Origin of the sequence: Kribbella sp. NPDC026596 (assembly GCF_040638415.1) — a bacterium.
Lineage (GTDB): Bacteria > Actinomycetota > Actinomycetes > Propionibacteriales > Kribbellaceae > Kribbella.
The window spans coordinates 1-15033 of record NZ_JBEZYF010000116.1; the positions used below are offsets into that span (position 1 = coordinate 1).

The following is a 15033-nucleotide window of genomic DNA, read 5'->3' on the forward strand; positions in this document are numbered from 1 at the left end:
AATTAGTGCCTTGACGGCACACTAACCAAGCCGATCACCGCAGGTCAGCGCGACCTGGTCCCCAAAAACCTGTCCAGGTGACCCAAGTCAGGTCCAAGGACGGCACCTGGCAGCTAGATGACTGGCGCAAGGAGGTCGAGGATGACTCCTACACCGCCGTCGTATTGGTCGACTTCACCGAGCCCAACCCGCTGCTCTTCATCATCCCTGGCGAAGAGTGGCGCACTGACGTGCGCGAGAACGCGATTGTTGATCGGGACAGCGGCCACCAGGCCATTCCCCGGGACCGCGTTGTGCAGCACCTCTACGCCTGGAATGTCGTCGACGCATAGCCGGGTCCGAGCGCCAGCATGGCGAGCCGGTGGTCGCCAGCCGAGGTCTCTACCGAATGCTCGACGCGTCCCTGCAGTTCAGACGCGAGGCTGAGCCGGTTGGGTACACCGATGCCCCGTTCCTCCCCTCCCCACGCCCTCGACCTGCTCGCCGCTGTGCGTCGATCTGAGCCAGGACACCCCTTGCTCGGCCCCGCACCCGAGCCAGCCGGTGTTCCAGCGTTCTAAGGCCGACTACGCCGACGCCACGGCCGACCGGCCCAGCATCACCACCGACAGGCCGTGCAACGCTTCAGGCGCATCTTCTTGGCCTCACCTTCCAGCCTCGTCTCGAAGCTTGAGCGTGACCGCCCTCGTCCAGTTACCCACCCACACGGGCCATCGGCGGAGTGGTACTTCTCGACCTCAGGACCAGCGGTCTTGCGGACCAGAACCAGCCGGTCGGCCTTCAGGCCGACCAGTGACTCGTGCTCTTTGTCAAGGAGCTCTAGGTGCCAGGCGAGTGCTTTCCTCGCGTCCTCTGTCTGCTGGAGGTAGCGCTGGTACACCCGTTCTCTCCGTTCCGCCAGATCAGCCATCCGCTCGCCCCACAGGTCCCCGCCGAACTCCTCTGCAGTCGTCCCCATGACAAGTCCTCAAGTAGTAGGAAGACTTTAATACTTCCTTACTAGTCCAGCGGGGTCAAGGGTGCGTAGCGCGTCGACGCCACTCATCGCGGCGCTCGTCGGTGGTGAGCCCTCTTCACACACCCCACGCTTCCCGACTGGCGAAGGCGAACAACAGACATGGCTCGGTCACCGGGCATCGCCCGCACACGACCCGAGCTCGCTCGTTGCCAGCAGCGTCGCTCTCTTCCGGGAACATGTCGGCCGGCCGATCCACACAAGCGGACTCATCCCGCCAATTGATGCCGCCGGGGATGAGAACCCGCGGGCGGTTTCCTCGGATAGACACCTACTACCGCCAGCCGCTGTACGGTCCGCCGATCGGAGGCAGCGGCTCGGTCGAGTCTTCGAGGGACCTAGCCATCGCCTCGTCTCGTCGGGCGGCTGGAGTGTTGGCCTGCCCCGGCTTCTCCTCAAACTCGCTCGGCTCGTGAACCGTGTCGTTCGGCAATCGCTCTCCTGAGTTGGTCTTACGCCAAGCGTGGGGAGAAGCCGCGGAATGTTCAGCTTCGGGACTGTCGGGGCTGGCGAGTACGCTCGCCGGATGAATCAGCCCTGGGGAGGGATCTTGAAGCCAGACGTAGCGATGGCTGAGTTGGAGAAGTTGAAGCGCGAGGCCGTCGAGCCAGGCGTCACCAGCGGCGGGGAGGCGTTCACCGCGTGGCAGGCACGGGCAAAGGGGCCTACTCATCGCCGCGTTCTCGCCAAAGCACCATCTCGTCGAGTCTCTTGACGGGGTGAGGTACGGCGTGATGGTCGCCTGGTCCGGCATGCCGGACAATGCGTGGGATGAGGCTCGGCACGAAGGTATCCGTAAAGCCTGCGGCTACCTGGACGCAGCAATATACGAGCTTAAGTTGAGCATCGGTGACGACACGGAACCACTCGACATTCGTGCCTACGACCCCGAACTCTGGGAGCACGTCAAGGGTCTCGTGCAGGACGAGGACTGGGGGAAGGTCGCGAGCCAGACGGCGATCTTCGTAGAGAACCACGTCCGCGAGTGGGCCGGAAACCCGACTGACAAGAAGGGCGAACCGCTGTATAGCAACGTCCTATGGCAGACGGTCCTCGCAGACGACTCGGAGTTTCGCCTTGGCCAACGTTCGGCAGAGTGGCAGGGCTGGCGATCACTCGGTATCGGCTTCTCGCTCGCTCTGCGAAATGTCGACGTACATCGAATCCAAAGGCGTGACGACGCCAAGCGGTACGCGATCGGAGTTCTCGGCCTAGGGAGTCTGCTCCTGACCCAGCTTCGATACGAACACAGCGAGATCCTCAACGAGGAGTGAGGCCGAGATATGGAATCAACTTGGGAAACCCGGGACCTGCCGGTACTCCAAACCATCGTCCGTGTACACGACGAGACCGGAAACACACCCGACCCATCCGAAATCTGCAAGGCGCTCGGGTTCGATGACGGGGACGTCCAACGCGCACTGCGTGCGCTGGCCCAGGAGGAACCACCACTCGTCACCAAGTTTCAGAAGGTGCTCACTGGTCGGATCCTCGGTGTCGGGGCACCTACGGGACACGCGCGCCGGATGGTAGGTGCATGGCCCACCCCAGACAATCTCGCGGACCGGATCATCGCCGCTCTCAACCAGGCCGCAGACAACGAGCCGGACGAAGCGAAGAAGAGCAAGCTCCGACGTGCCGCTGAAGCCGTGGCCGGTGTCGGTCGGGACGTGCTCACTGACGTGACGGCTCAGGTCATTACGAAGGGTATGTACGGCAGCTAGCCCAGGAGGGACCCACGCCACAACTTTGATCGGACCGGGCGCTCAGCGCGTCTTGGACAAACTGTCCGTGCGCCCAGATATCGTCGATCACGGAGGACGCGCGAATCGATCACGGTGACCGAAGTTCAGCGCGTAGCGACATGGCGAAGGGCTTCGAAATCAAGTTCGACAAGGGCTGGGAGAAGGCGATCCAGAATGCAGCTGCGGGCGCGGTTCAGGATGAGATCCGCAGGACGCAGGCGACGCTCGACCGGATCTTCAATCAGTACAACGGTCAGCCTGTCTCGACCATCAAGCCGGTGCTGCTTCGCGAATGGCGTCGCGGCGGCGGAACAATGTCGGACGGCGAGGCGACCGACTGGGCCGAGCTCATCAGCAGCGGTCAGCGGATCGTTCTGAAGCAAGGCTGATGACTGCTCCGGACTTCGCCGACTGGGCCGAGAAGATCGAGGGCCCGATCTGCGACGACCTGATGAGCCTCCATCACAACCGCTACATCTGGAAGTCGATGCTGGCGATGTTGGAACAGAACCCGAAAGCAGTGTTCCACAGCGCGGTGAATGAGTGGCTCTCACGCGTATATTCCACAACACAGGCTGTCGGCATTCGACGACAGGCAGCGGCGGGCTCGGGGGAGATTACCCTGGCAAATGTCCTCAAGCAGATCGCCTCTTCACCTCGCAAGGTCACTATGGAGAAGTTCCTCAGCCTCACGCCTGAGCTGAGTCGGAAGGACCTGCTGAAGCAATGGGAAACGAACTGGCAATCGGGTAGCGAAGGGTTCATCGACTCTGCGAGGGTGAAGACCGATCAGGATCGCCTGTCGGAGGCGTCGGCAGCCGTTCACCACTATGTCAACAAGCGCATCGCGCATCTCGACAAGGTCGTTGATGAGCCGCCGTTGACTTACGACGACATCAATGGAGCACTCGACACATTCGGTAGCATCTTCAAACGCTACTACCGGTTGTTTACCGGGAAGTCCTTGATGCAGTTGACGCCACTACTCGGCCATGACTGGGTAGAGGCCTTCGAGTTCCCGTGGGCGACGCCCGAATTCAGTCCTCCGTACGAAGGAGACTTTGGCTGACCGACCGGGCGGCATCCTAAATGCGTTGCTCCAATTGGTTGCAGTTGGCACACTCGTCTTACCACCCGACGAAGGAGGAGACCATGACCAGTCGGCCAGAGCACACTGTGCTGCCGCTGTATCGGCCCTTCGTCAGGCCTCAGCGAACACCGGTCTACGAGCGGGAACGGCTCCGGGCGCGATACGCCCGCTGAAGCCCACCTGGCGACCACCGATCAGGTCGTATCAGGGGTGGTCAGGGTGGTCCCAGCTGAGCACTCGAACTCGGTTGCTACCTGGCGATTCCCTTATAAATAAGGGAAAACGCGGAGTGGTCGCGCCGGTTTGCCAAACCGTGCGTCGACCACCTGAGGTGCGCCGGCGACTCGACCGGCAACCGCTGGTCGGCCTCGGAACCATGTACGCCTCAATGCGAGTCTGTTGCCACGCTGTCAGGTGGGTGCGAAACCGCTCTGATTTCGTCCAGGCCTAGCGCCATTTGGGCAGTTGGTCACCCTCCAGTTGCAGATGCGGTCACGACCGCTACGGTATGTACTCGGGGAGGATGTCATTGGGGGCACTCGTTTGTCTGGTCCAGGGGACGCGCGGAAGCAACGCGTGCGGCGGGACTTGCTGGCATCCGCCATCGCCGCCCTGTTCGCCGCTGGGCGGTTGTCTGGGGGCAATGGATCTTCAGCTCAAGGTCCGGCGACCCGCCGCGGCCAACTGCGACCACGACCGTGACGCAACCAGTCACGATCGGACCGTCGCCGGGGTCAGAGACACCAACTGAGCGCCCCACAGAAACACCGTCAGAATCACCATCAGAGACGCCGTCCGCGACGCCATCAGGTCCGGCATCGACTCCGGTCACACCCCCGGCGACGCCACGCCAGCCGACTCAGAGGGAGCAATATGAGGCGACCGCCCGACGAGAGCTCGACCAGGGTCTCGTTGCGTACAATCCTCCGGCAGAGGCGAGGGTAGAGGAAGACTTTCAAGTGTCAGTGAGGGTGCAACGAGGCACCGTAACGGTCTCCCCGTCGCTGCGGTCTCTGCCAGGGACCGCACCGGTGACCATCGAAAAGCTCCCGGTTGGTACTTATATGCGCGTAGAGTTGCGAGGATCCGGCTTCGCTGTTGAACCGATCAGCGACGATCTTCAGCTAATCGACGGAGTCTCCGATTGGACTTGGCGAGTCACGCCCTCTGCTTCCGGAGTCGGACACTTCGTTTGACGGTAGTCGTCGAGATGAACAATCTGCCGCTCAGTGCCCGCACGTTCGACCGCTCGATTGAGGTCGCTGTCAAGCAGCAGCCATCGCTGTTCAAACGGTTTGTCGACCCGCTCGACGTCTCCAACTACATGAGTTCAGGATCGAACAGAGTTTCGAGTTTTGTCTAACCGACCTTGAGTGTCGTTCCCCACTGGACACGGAGCGTGGTCTTCGTGAAACACTCCCCGCACTCACGCGATGTACCTCGTGGGGCACGTCGCGCCGACGTGTCGGGGGAAGGGGAAAACTCAGGTGGTCCGCACTGTTGCATCGGTGATGCTCGCTTCGCTGCTTCCAAACTCGACCGGTGGCTGGATAGCAGTCATCGTCGGTGCCATCGGTCTCGCTGCGGCTGTCCAGCAGCTCACGTCGTGGTGGCTGAAGCGCAAGTACGACCGAGCCGAGCAGCGGATGCTTGACATCCTCAGGCAGCAGATCGACGCCGAGCAAGTGCAGCGCTTCGCTGAGAACGCTCGCAAGCAGGCTGAAGACTACGAGCGCCAGCAGGAAGCGCTCCGGCGTACTATCGCTGAGCAGATCCCGGTCGAAGCGCAGCGCCTTTACTTCATGCGCCGGCTGGATGCCCTGAAGAGCAACATGGGACGCGACTACTTCGAGTACCTCGATCTCAGCAGCCAGCTCGACGCGCTGGCTGGCATCAAGCAGGACCCATTGCCACCGCAGTTGGAGAAGCTCATCAAGGAGTCGGCGCTGCCTCAGCACCTCGAGGCGAGGAGACATGCTCAACAGCTTCGGGTCTTGGTCTTCATCCTCGTTGTCCTGGCAGTGATGCCCGCCAGCCTGAGCGTGCTGCTAGCAGCCGAGCTGTCGATACTCCTACACCCGCTCAGGTTCCACCCCTACGAGACCTACTTGGCCTACGGGATTCTGAGCCTTCTCGTCGCGATTGTGTGGATAGCGCCGCCGCTGGGACCTCGACTTGCTGCTCGCCTCCAACAGCGGAGGGTGCAAGGTCGTCCCCCGCTGGCCCCCGTTGGTGTCACGTTCGGCCTCCTCGCACTCTTCCTTCCCATTGCTTGGATCGCGCAGAGGAATGGCTTCTATGAGTTCCTGGGTTCGCAACAGGCTAAGGCTGCGTTCATCGGCATCGTCGGAGTCACGGTTGGCGCTTCGATCATCGTGGTTGCAGTTGCCGACACCTGGCCACGGATCTCGCGACGCATCAAGAGGCGCATGAGTGCCTGAACGAGGTACCTGAGCACACCGCTCCGGCGGTACTGGGGTCCGCCCTGGTGCTCCTGAACGCCCTGTCGGTACCCTCGCAACATCGCGCAACATGCTTGACCCGCAACGGGACGCAAGCGGAGGGTGATCACGAGCAACAGACCGCAAACGCCTAGCAGGAGGTAACCATGCGTCTCACACTGGTCGCCGGCGATCCGGACTCCATCCCCGACAACTCGCCGACCCTCTACAAGACCGACCGCGGGAGCTGGGTCGTGCAGGGCTGGGTAGTCACTGACCCTGAAGCCCTCAGCGCGCTCAACGTGCCCGAGGGCGAGACCGTCGTCGAGATCCCCGACCGGATGATCCCGTTCTTCACTCAGTAGGAGGACCGTGCAGGAACTCACCTACGGCGAGTTTCAGGACCTGACCGCTTCGATCGAACGCAGCGCCGTACACCTCGAAACTCGGGATGCCTACGGCACCGAGACTGAGCTGCCGCACATGGCCAAATGGGCGGCCCGAGAGCCCGACGACTTGGACTGGCTTCAAGAGTGGTGCGACAAGGTTCGCGGTCACGTGGAACAAGGCCGTTCGATTCGCCGCGCCAAGATCGTCTCCGAGCCGCTGAGCGACTACCAGCGCTGGGCGTACACCCTGATCGGACCGATGGTCGACGCCGGCGAGGACATCCGCTGGGTGCCGCGCAGATCAACGTCGTCGATCTGCATCCCCGGCAACGACTTCTACGTGCTCGACGACGAGAAGGTCATCTTCTTGCACTACGCCGGCTCGGGCCTCAATAACGCCCTCACTCTCTCCACTGATCCGGCGGATGTCGAGCGATGCCGCACCGCCTTTGACGAGGTGTGGGCATTGTCCGTGCCGCATCGTGAATACAAGCCCGAATAGCGCTGCCAAGAAGGCGCAGGAGGCATTGGGCCTGCGCCTTCGCACGCTACGTCTTGACGCTGGTCTCACCGCTCGTCAGCTCGCAACGGAGACGGGCTGGCACTTCACCCGCATCAGCAAGATCGAGAATGGCGTTCAGCGACCGACCAGCGACGACATTCGAACCTGGTGCGCTGCATGCTCCGCCGGGACCGAGGTTGCGGACCTGATCGCCCAGGCCCGATCGATCGAGTCGATGTACATGGAGTTTCGGCATCGCACTCGCACCGGTCTCAAGCAGCTGATGCGTTCGCCGGTGCCGCTGTACGAGCGGACGTCGCAGTTCCGCATCTACGAGCACAACGTCATTCCGGGCATCTTCCAGACGGCTGGCTACATCCGCGCCATGCTGCCGTTCTGGTTTTCGTTTCTCGGCGTGCAGCGCGACGACCTCGAGCAGTCCGTTGCTGCGCGTCTTGAGCGCCAGTCCATGCTCTATGACGGGGCCAAGACCTTCGCCGTGGTCCTGGAGGAAGCGTGCTTGCGGACGACCCTCGGCGACCCTGACATTCTCCGCGGGCAACTCGATCGCCTGCTCTCGATCATGAGCTTGCCCAATGTGGCGCTCGGCATCATCCCGTCGATGACCCCGCGAGATGTGATCGGCTCCGCCGGCTTCTGGATCTTCGATGACACGTTGGTGAAGCTCGAGACGCCCACAGCCAGCATTGAGGTCTCCCAGCCCCAGGAAATCGACCTCTATGTGCAGATGTTCGATCACATCCGCAGCTCAGCCGTCTACGGCAGTGAAGCGCGCCGTCTGATCCTGCGCGTCATAGACGAATTGGGCTAGCAACTTCCCGCAACTCGATAGCCGCCCATCGCGCGCGACTCATACGGTCGAACCCATGAGTCCCGAGATGCTCGACTTGGCGATCGTCAGTGCCGTCATCGCTGTGGTGATGGTGTGCGACGTCGTGTCGGACATGAGGGCCGGTAGTGCGTGACTGTCTCAGGAAGCGGCTACTCGCTGTTTGGAAGCGACTCAACGACGCGTTCAGGCGATGGCAAGACGAAGACTGAGCGTCAACGCGCCTACGCCTACATGCGCAAGCACCTCCTGATGTTCGATGCGGAAGTCAGTCGGACCAAGCAGCGCCTTGAGTACTTCGCCGAACAGTCCGACCTCGAGCTTGCAGCCGTGTTCATCGAAGAGATCCAGACGTACCCAGCAGCCTTTGAGCGGTTCCTCCAGGCCGTCATTCAGGACGACGTGAAGGTCGTTCTTCTGCCGAGCCTTCTGCACTTCGCCGTGCTCGGATCGCCCAACCACATCAAAGAGTTCTTCGAGGCAGCTACGGGAGCAAAGGTCCTCTCGGCTCTCGACGTCGTGACCTACCGAGCCGGCGAGGCGGTGTCTTGATCCCTGCGTCGGCGCCGCCTCGCCGTTCCAAGTTGCTAGTTCGTCCACGAGCGGAGCTGTCCATCGCCGCCTGAAACGGGGGACTGCGAAGGGCACCATCTCGCTGGAGAGCTAGCAACGCGCTCCTTCACGGTTCAAGCCTTTTTGGCTTTGAAATACCCTGGTGGCTTCGATGCCAGACGCCCAGACGGTTCCTCCGTAGCGTCACGAAGTTCGCTCCTAAGCTCCAGGAGCCGGTTCATCTCCGGCCCTTGTGTGACGACGTCGGACGACCCCGGAAGGCCAGGGAGCATCGATTCGACTTCAAACCTGAATGCTGCCGCGGCGGCCATACATACCTCGAGGTCATTCCAGGCCGGGGAGTTGGGCTTTGTGAGATTCTGTGCTTCAGCGCACTTGGCGCGCCACTGATAAGCGCTGCCTGCAAGTGCCTTGAGTGCATGATCGGGCGCGGCTACGTCGAAAAGCACCTTGGTTCGGCGGAGATTCACGACGTCCTGGAGACTCTCTGCGCGCTTACGGCGCTTACGGAAGGGCTGATACAAGCCGAAGGCAACCCCGGCCACGGCGACCACGAGCCCCGCGAGGGCCAGCCAGTTGGAAAGGTCCATGGTCACCCCCAGAGACGTTGTCCCGGCGAGGTCAGTCTATGGCTGACCTGCCAATTGTTCGAGATCGAGCTCTTCTGGGGAGCTACTGGGCTGGGCGTGTGGCGGCGCCGATCGAGACCGGCTCAGCGCATTCATGACGTCCGTGGAGCCGCCGAATCTCAGCGCCTTCGTGTGGCTGATCGGCGCGGCGTAGTCGCCACCACTGTGGCCGCGGCTGCGCTGATTGGGTTGTTCAATCAAGCGAAGAAGAAATGGAGGCGGCGCACGGGGCAGCAACCCGAGGATAGCGGCAGGAACACGAGCGCAGAGCCGGGCGAATCCTCTGTATCTCCGGCGCGAGCCACGGCCAGCCGAACTAAGCCTCCGACGAGGAAGTCAAAGAACTCGACGGCGAAGCCGCGACGCTCAAATAGCCGCACAAAGTCAAGCGGGTAAAGCCTATCCACTGGCGAAAGCTACGTGGCGGCGGTAATGATCCGACCCCTGAATCGATCACCGACATTTCGAGGTCTGGAGGCCGACGGCCGGACGTCGCCGCACCGCCTCAAGCTGCATCACATGACCTTGCTGCGGATCTCCTGGGCGTTCGGTGTCGAGACTGAAGGAGGCAGCCGGTCCGGCGCCCGGGAACTGCAAGACTCGAGCGTCTCATAGACGTCTTTATAGCTCCCGGCGGCGAGCAGGTCGGCCGCGCAATTCTCGCACGGTCCGGAACCTTGGCAGTGCTGGGCAGTGACTCGGTTAAGGACGTGGACACGAGCGTCGCTGGGGTGATCGGCTCGGACGACGAACCACTCCCCTTGCTGGTCAGCTGGCTCCGCCTGACGCGCGATCGAGGGCCGTTGGGGTGCGTACAAATATCCATCGACGAAGCGGAGAGCGAACGCTCGATCTAAGTGGTCCCGCTCGTCAACTGTGAACTCGGTCGATTGCAACCAGGTGGCGGCGGCTTCGACCGTTCCTGGACCCCACACCCACTCGGCAGGGTAGGCCGTCATTTCGTAGCGGGAGTGGAACTCGAACAGGTATGGATCCTGGGCCACTGCATTGATGATGATGTAGACCCGTCACTATGAGCACCCGGCTCGGTGCCGATCTGGTGCGCGTCTACCAGCTGCATGCTGCCGGCTTCGGTCCAGCCAAGGGCGAGCATGTGCCGTAGCGCTGGCGCTGGGTAATACTTGCCGTTCGGGGTGGGGCGACCCCAGAGCTGGTTGATGACCTCGGCGGCGGCACGGAGTTCCTTGGCGGCCCTCACCGAGCTCGTCAGGTGCGGGCTGGCGTGGGCGACGAGGTTTCGCAGGACGCCGCGGATTCGCTCCTGGTGGCGGTTGCGCTGGCCGCGGTAGTAGCCGAGCCGTCTGGCCCACGTGGTCAGATCCGGGAGCATTCCGTTGAAGCGCAGGTATGGTCCGTCGTCGCCGACGACGAGCTTCTTACCGCGACAGGCCTGGAAGACAGTCTCGTAGCTGTTCGCATTGACTGTGATCGGCGCGCCCTGTTTGTCGATGAAGGTGATGACGTTGCTGTAGTGCTCCATGAACCGGTCCCGCAGGGCCTGTTCAACGATCAGGAGTGCGTGGTCGTGAACGAGAGTGTAGGCCTCGAGCACAGGACGCCATGCGCGAAGACCGTCCGCAGTCGATCGAAGGCGACCCGGGTCGCCGCGGCGACATCATCCGAGAGCTCGATTCCGGCCACGAGCTGCTGCTGATACTCGGCCGCGTCCGCCTCGCACATGCGCCCGAGGCCCCTCGGGGTGAAACTGAGTGAGTGGTCGTCGGCGCGCTGGAGTTCTTCCAACGTCTGGATCTTCATCGACACAAGCATCGGCTGTTGCCCGCATCCCGGCCATCGCTTTTGTCGGCGAGTCGCCGGGTGCCTGCGAGCGGCCGGAGGAAACGGGCCGCGCCGAAGGCGCGCCCTCGATCTACCTGAGGCAGGTGCGGCGGTTGCGCTCGACGACGTCGCGCGTGACATGGCTCGTGACATGAAATTGGGTCAAACAGAGTGGATTGAGTCAGGTAGAGGTGCCGCTACCCGAACTCCCGGAGCCTGAAGTTGATCGGTGTGGCGGGTGGCGTGGCTCTCATAATCCCTGGGTCGCGGGTTCGAGTCCCGCCCGCCCTACTCGGAAACCACAGGTCAGGAGCACATTGCTCCTCCTGTGTTGCCGGCGAAACCAGCCTTCATGCCATGGTTCGTGCCATGAAGGCCGTGCTGCCGCTGCTGGGCACGACGCGGCTGTCGCTCCTCGATGTCGAGACCCTGGACACCTTCGATGCCGAGTTGCGGAGATGTCGCATCCATTGCCAGGGACGCGAGAACAACTTTGGACGCAGCCCGGCCCAGACCATCGGCCCCTCGGCGGCTTCGAGCGCACCACCGAACGGCATTGTCACGACGGTTCGCCGTACGCGCTGATCCTCGCCACCGGCGCTCCGATCGACGGCGTGCCGATCACCCTGATCGAGAGCCACAATCCCGCACCCGGGCTCGTCATACGGGTCGAGACGTGCTCCGTGCCCTCTACCGCCGGCTCCCGACGAACGCGACCACCTCGAACACATGATCACCGAGCTCGAGCGCGACCACGAGCAAGTGCGGCAACTGTTCAAACACGGCGGCGGCCTCCACGCCGGGTACGAAGGCCGCGTGCCATCAACGAACAGATGAGGGCCGCAGCCGATTTCCCGCCCGCACCAGACACAGCTGCACAAGATCCCAACATCGCTGGGTCCATCGCCCCTCCTGGCCAGCGCACAGGCCGCGGCGCCCGGAGGCCAAGGACTGGAGCCGCCCCGGACAGCGCCCGGCCGTACCACCAGATGCCGAACGAACCGGAGTCCGCTGCCGAACTGGACTAGAGCCTGCGCTGGAAAGCGATGCGTTGGTCGACGGTGCGGAAGCCTAGGTGGTTGTTGACGGCGATCATCGGGGCGTTCTCGGGGGCGTTCCATGTGTGCAGGACTACGCGGTGGTCGAGGCCGGCCTGGAGGGAACGCAGGTTGGGGACCTTCACCGCCATCCCGAGACGCTTGCCGCGGTGTTCTGGGCGGACGAACGTGTCGAACTGGTAGAGATCGGTCGAGCCGGTCGCTCCGCCCATCTGCGTGTACGCCGCGAGCCGGCCGTCCCCGTCGACCGCCGCGGTCGTGTGACAAAACCGCCCCTGCGCGAGCCGTCGGGCCTCCGCCTGCCGGATCCGCTCGGGCGTCCAGCGCGTTGCCTCCAGCCCGCTGTCCCCCTGCGGCACGTCCTGGCTCATCGCGCGCAGTGCGTCCGCGAACTGCTCAAGCCAGTCGTCGGGCGTGTGCTCCCGCCACTGCACGATCTCGTACCCGACTACAGGCCGATCGAGTCCGTCGATCTGCCCGGCGCCGAGCGGCAACTCCAGCACCTGGTGCAACTCGGAGTGCTTCCGGACGAACCGGCGCGCCTCGGCAAACGCCGTACCGGCACTTTCACCTGTCACCGCATCCGCGATCACACTCGCCGACAACCGCGTCCGCCCGTCACTCCGCGCCCGCTCGATCACCTCGTCCAGCAACCGCGACCCGATCCCACGCCGCCGGTAGCGCGACTCAACGGCGAGCTCGACATCGACGGTGTCGGTGTTCTCCAGCAACCAGCAGTCCAGCCAAGCGATCCCAAGCCACTCGTCCCCGTCCACCACCCCGAGCCCATCGACCCGCATGTCCGCGTGCCCCCCGGCGAACAACACCCGAGCCTCGTCGATCCCCAACCCAGCCGGAAACTCCCACTCCCGCCCCACCCGATCCCGCACCCCGAAGAACCGCCCGAAAACCTCGGAGTCCCGCCCATCCACCACCACAATCCGCATGCCCCGGACCCTAGCCGCTCGAACGGCGCGCTGGGCGGGTCCGAATGCCTAGTGGCTGATCGCGCAGGCCATCGGTTCATGGAGCCGCAACTGCTCGCCGTTGCGGCGACGCTCGAGTTCATGCTGGGTGGTCCGAGCCGACGAGTTGGGATCGTTACTGACGAGCCGGGCGCCGACCTGGAATCCGCCGCGACGGAGGCGATCGCCCACCTACAGGCCGCCGGGCCGCTCTCGCTCCCTTCTTCTGGCAGCAGTTCGCAGTCGGCGACGTCGTCGGCGTGGTCAGAGTCAGCGAAACCACTGGCGAAGAGCGGACCGAGCTCAAAGAGGTCACGGTCCTCGAAATCCGCGGCCACGCACCCTTGCATGAAGCCGTCGTTGAGGATGCGCTCGGCGTGACGCATCTTGTCAGCGGATCCGAGATCCGGCGCCGCTGATCGTGCCGAGGTGAACCGGTCGACGGGTCGCGCAGCGATCTGCCGACGGCGTGGTCGGGGTGGCTGGTCTAATACCCGGATGAAGCCCACCCCGAGCGCGGACGTCCCGCTGTCCGAGGCCTGGCTCAGGTACTTCGCCGACCGTGGGCACCCTGGCGTCCGGCGCATCGGTGCCGGTGTCGAGGGCATCGTCTACCGTCTGGGCGGCGGTCGGGTCGCGAAGGTCTGGAGCCGTCGGCCGGCGGTTGGCTTCGAGCTGATGCGCGAGGTGTACGCCGACATCGCGCAGCACCAACTGCCGTTCTCGACCCCGGAGATCCTCGGCCTCGAACACCACGAGGGCGTTCCGGTGACGTACGAACGTGAACTGCCAGGAACCCCGATGCGGGTCGACTCCGCGCACGCGGCCTACGAGCGCGAGCTGCCTACCTCGGAGCTCGACGCGCTACTGGTCGTCCTGCGAGGTCTGGCCTCGGTGCCGGGCACCGAAGCCATGCGCCGGCTGACGGTGCAGGGTGACGACCGTCCACTGTGGCAGGACCACGATTCTTTCTGTACTGCGCTTGCGGCCCTGGTCGCTCGAGCCGTAGCCCGGAACGGCGCTGCCCTGGCTGCACAGATACCGGAATTCGAGGCGGGAGTCGAGCGTACGCAGCAGGCGTTGCGTGCACTCCCCCACGGCCCGGTGACAGCGATCCACGGCGATCTCGTCCCGCCCAACATCCACCTCGACGCGTCTGGCCGGCCCGTTGCGCTGCTCGACTTCGGCTTCTACACGACCGCGGGCGATCCGGCCTTCGAGGCTGCGGCCACCGCCGCCATCTGGGACATGTACGGACCACACGCCGAGGAGCACACTGCAGAACTCACCCGGATCTTCGCCGACGAACTCGGCTACCCGCCGTCGACCCTCATCGCCTACCAGGCCGCGTATGCGCTCACGACGTACGACCTTTTCGGCCTGGGCGACGCCGACGGGCACTTCCGGTGGTGCGTCCGACAGCTACGACGCAACACCGTGTTCAGGGCCTCACCTGTGATCCGGGGCGCGTCGGGCGGCCAGGGTTGTCGAGCGGGGTGTGCTGACGGCTGCTGATCCGGTGTGGGATGCCGCGACGCGGCAGGCTGGCCGATCCGGCTGGACGTCCAAACACGACTGCACTACGAACTGCTCGCCGAGAAACGCGAGCGGGAGACCAGGTTGGCCACCGAGCGTGCCACCACCCGGGAGTGCAGACCGTCGGGCGATGTGTCCAGAGAATGCGGCCGCTGATCTCCGGGAATCCCGCTCGCCTGGGCTCTTGCCGCCGACCTAGATGCGCCACCGAGCAGAACTCCCGTCACTCCAACATCCGGCGGTACCAGTTGAACGACGGGAGACTGGATCTGCATCTCATGCAGCACTCCCGTCTTGTGGACACGAGCATGTTCCACACAGTTGGCCCCGGACTTGGTCGCCAAACGTGGCGCGGGCGGGACGGGTGCGGGAGACTTCCTCGATGGCTCCTGAGTACGCCCAAAGTGACCAGTTCCGTGGTGGCCGCATCCACCTGTGCG

Annotated in this window: 18 protein-coding genes; 12 read left to right on the forward strand and 6 right to left on the reverse strand. The window is 63.7% G+C overall.

Annotated elements, in window-relative coordinates; translation table 11 throughout:
* Positions 1–77 precede the first annotated feature (77 nt).
* Positions 78–332, forward strand: a complete 255-nt coding sequence (locus AB0E63_RS44750; RefSeq protein WP_360380515.1) for a hypothetical protein — start codon at positions 78–80, stop codon at positions 330–332.
* A 266-nt stretch (positions 333–598) separates the two neighbouring features.
* Here AB0E63_RS44750 and AB0E63_RS44755 read toward each other — a convergent pair whose 3' ends face one another.
* The gene (locus AB0E63_RS44755; RefSeq protein ID WP_360380518.1) at positions 599–958 is read right to left on the reverse strand and encodes a hypothetical protein; all 360 of its coding nucleotides are present in this window, start codon (positions 956–958) and stop codon (positions 599–601) included.
* A 115-nt stretch (positions 959–1073) separates the two neighbouring features.
* Positions 1074–1286 (reverse strand): WhiB family transcriptional regulator, encoded by a 213-nt coding sequence (locus AB0E63_RS44760; protein WP_360380521.1) that lies wholly within the window; start codon positions 1284–1286, stop codon positions 1074–1076.
* 448 nt (positions 1287–1734) lie between these two features.
* Between AB0E63_RS44760 and AB0E63_RS44765 the strand changes: the two genes are divergently transcribed.
* The 9 genes from AB0E63_RS44765 to AB0E63_RS44805 all read left to right on the forward strand — a co-directional run bounded on the left by AB0E63_RS44765 (position 1735) and on the right by AB0E63_RS44805 (position 8584).
* Positions 1735–2289, forward strand: coding sequence for a TIGR02391 family protein (locus tag AB0E63_RS44765; RefSeq protein WP_360380523.1), 555 nt, complete (start codon positions 1735–1737; stop codon positions 2287–2289).
* A 9-nt stretch (positions 2290–2298) separates the two neighbouring features.
* Entirely contained in the window at positions 2299–2739 is a 441-nt protein-coding gene (locus AB0E63_RS44770; RefSeq protein WP_360380526.1) for a hypothetical protein, read from the forward strand.
* A gap of 140 nt (positions 2740–2879) precedes the next feature.
* Complete coding sequence (locus AB0E63_RS44775) at positions 2880–3149, forward strand: hypothetical protein (RefSeq protein WP_360380529.1); 270 nt, start codon at positions 2880–2882, stop codon at positions 3147–3149.
* Complete coding sequence (locus tag AB0E63_RS44780) at positions 3149–3829, forward strand: hypothetical protein (RefSeq protein WP_360380532.1); 681 nt, start codon at positions 3149–3151, stop codon at positions 3827–3829. Before AB0E63_RS44775 ends, AB0E63_RS44780 begins: the two co-directional genes overlap by 1 nt.
* A gap of 1454 nt (positions 3830–5283) precedes the next feature.
* Positions 5284–6291 (forward strand): hypothetical protein, encoded by a 1008-nt coding sequence (locus AB0E63_RS44785; RefSeq protein WP_360380535.1) that lies wholly within the window; start codon positions 5284–5286, stop codon positions 6289–6291.
* Between the two features lie 167 nt (positions 6292–6458).
* Positions 6459–6656, forward strand: a complete 198-nt coding sequence (locus tag AB0E63_RS44790) for a hypothetical protein (RefSeq protein ID WP_360380538.1) — start codon at positions 6459–6461, stop codon at positions 6654–6656.
* A gap of 7 nt (positions 6657–6663) precedes the next feature.
* Entirely contained in the window at positions 6664–7182 is a 519-nt protein-coding gene (locus tag AB0E63_RS44795; RefSeq protein WP_360380541.1) for a DUF6879 family protein, read from the forward strand.
* Positions 7163–8014: a helix-turn-helix transcriptional regulator gene (locus tag AB0E63_RS44800; RefSeq protein WP_360380543.1), complete on the forward strand. Its 852-nt coding sequence runs from the start codon at positions 7163–7165 to the stop codon at positions 8012–8014. The genes AB0E63_RS44795 and AB0E63_RS44800 overlap by 20 nt, the downstream gene beginning before the upstream one ends.
* Before the next feature lie 150 nt (positions 8015–8164).
* Positions 8165–8584, forward strand: coding sequence for a hypothetical protein (locus AB0E63_RS44805; RefSeq protein ID WP_360380546.1), 420 nt, complete (start codon positions 8165–8167; stop codon positions 8582–8584).
* Positions 8585–8718: 134 nt separating this feature from the next.
* On the opposite strand, the gene AB0E63_RS44810 is transcribed toward AB0E63_RS44805, so the two are convergent.
* From AB0E63_RS44810 to AB0E63_RS44820, 3 genes are all read right to left on the reverse strand, one after another.
* Complete coding sequence (locus AB0E63_RS44810; protein ID WP_360380549.1) at positions 8719–9195, reverse strand: hypothetical protein; 477 nt, start codon at positions 9193–9195, stop codon at positions 8719–8721.
* Between the two features lie 994 nt (positions 9196–10189).
* Positions 10190–10735, reverse strand: a complete 546-nt coding sequence (locus AB0E63_RS44815; RefSeq protein WP_360380552.1) for a hypothetical protein — start codon at positions 10733–10735, stop codon at positions 10190–10192.
* A gap of 29 nt (positions 10736–10764) precedes the next feature.
* The gene (locus AB0E63_RS44820; RefSeq protein ID WP_360380555.1) at positions 10765–11013 is read right to left on the reverse strand and encodes a hypothetical protein; all 249 of its coding nucleotides are present in this window, start codon (positions 11011–11013) and stop codon (positions 10765–10767) included.
* A 390-nt stretch (positions 11014–11403) separates the two neighbouring features.
* Between AB0E63_RS44820 and AB0E63_RS44825 the strand changes: the two genes are divergently transcribed.
* A complete protein-coding gene (locus AB0E63_RS44825; RefSeq protein ID WP_360380558.1) occupies positions 11404–11619 on the forward strand; it encodes a hypothetical protein in 216 nt (71 codons plus the stop codon).
* Between the two features lie 439 nt (positions 11620–12058).
* Here AB0E63_RS44825 and AB0E63_RS44830 read toward each other — a convergent pair whose 3' ends face one another.
* Positions 12059–13039 carry a GNAT family N-acetyltransferase gene (locus AB0E63_RS44830; RefSeq protein ID WP_360380561.1) on the reverse strand — a complete coding sequence of 327 codons (981 nt, stop codon included), beginning with the start codon at positions 13037–13039 and terminating at the stop codon, positions 12059–12061.
* A 516-nt stretch (positions 13040–13555) separates the two neighbouring features.
* On the opposite strand from AB0E63_RS44830, the gene AB0E63_RS44835 reads away from it, so the two are divergent.
* Positions 13556–14572, forward strand: a complete 1017-nt coding sequence (locus AB0E63_RS44835) for an aminoglycoside phosphotransferase family protein (RefSeq protein ID WP_360380563.1) — start codon at positions 13556–13558, stop codon at positions 14570–14572.
* Positions 14573–15033 lie beyond the last annotated feature (461 nt).

Bases quoted from the DNA above. Each gene is read 5' to 3' on its own strand.
- AB0E63_RS44835 (WP_360380563.1), top strand. From the start codon at position 13,556: ATGAAGCCCACCCCGAGCGCGGACGTCCCGCTGTCCGAGGCCTGGCTC.
- AB0E63_RS44785 (WP_360380535.1), top strand. From the start codon at position 5,284: ATGTACCTCGTGGGGCACGTCGCGCCGACGTGTCGGGGGAAGGGGAAA.
- AB0E63_RS44815 (WP_360380552.1), bottom strand. From the start codon at position 10,735: ATGGAGCACTACAGCAACGTCATCACCTTCATCGACAAACAGGGCGCG.
- AB0E63_RS44810 (WP_360380549.1), bottom strand. From the start codon at position 9,195: ATGGACCTTTCCAACTGGCTGGCCCTCGCGGGGCTCGTGGTCGCCGTG.
- AB0E63_RS44770 (WP_360380526.1), top strand. From the start codon at position 2,299: ATGGAATCAACTTGGGAAACCCGGGACCTGCCGGTACTCCAAACCATC.
- AB0E63_RS44825 (WP_360380558.1), top strand. From the start codon at position 11,404: ATGAAGGCCGTGCTGCCGCTGCTGGGCACGACGCGGCTGTCGCTCCTC.
- AB0E63_RS44780 (WP_360380532.1), top strand. From the start codon at position 3,149: ATGACTGCTCCGGACTTCGCCGACTGGGCCGAGAAGATCGAGGGCCCG.
- AB0E63_RS44755 (WP_360380518.1), bottom strand. From the start codon at position 958: ATGGGGACGACTGCAGAGGAGTTCGGCGGGGACCTGTGGGGCGAGCGG.
- AB0E63_RS44775 (WP_360380529.1), top strand. From the start codon at position 2,880: ATGGCGAAGGGCTTCGAAATCAAGTTCGACAAGGGCTGGGAGAAGGCG.
- AB0E63_RS44820 (WP_360380555.1), bottom strand. From the start codon at position 11,013: ATGAAGATCCAGACGTTGGAAGAACTCCAGCGCGCCGACGACCACTCA.
- AB0E63_RS44790 (WP_360380538.1), top strand. From the start codon at position 6,459: ATGCGTCTCACACTGGTCGCCGGCGATCCGGACTCCATCCCCGACAAC.
- AB0E63_RS44830 (WP_360380561.1), bottom strand. From the start codon at position 13,039: ATGCGGATTGTGGTGGTGGATGGGCGGGACTCCGAGGTTTTCGGGCGG.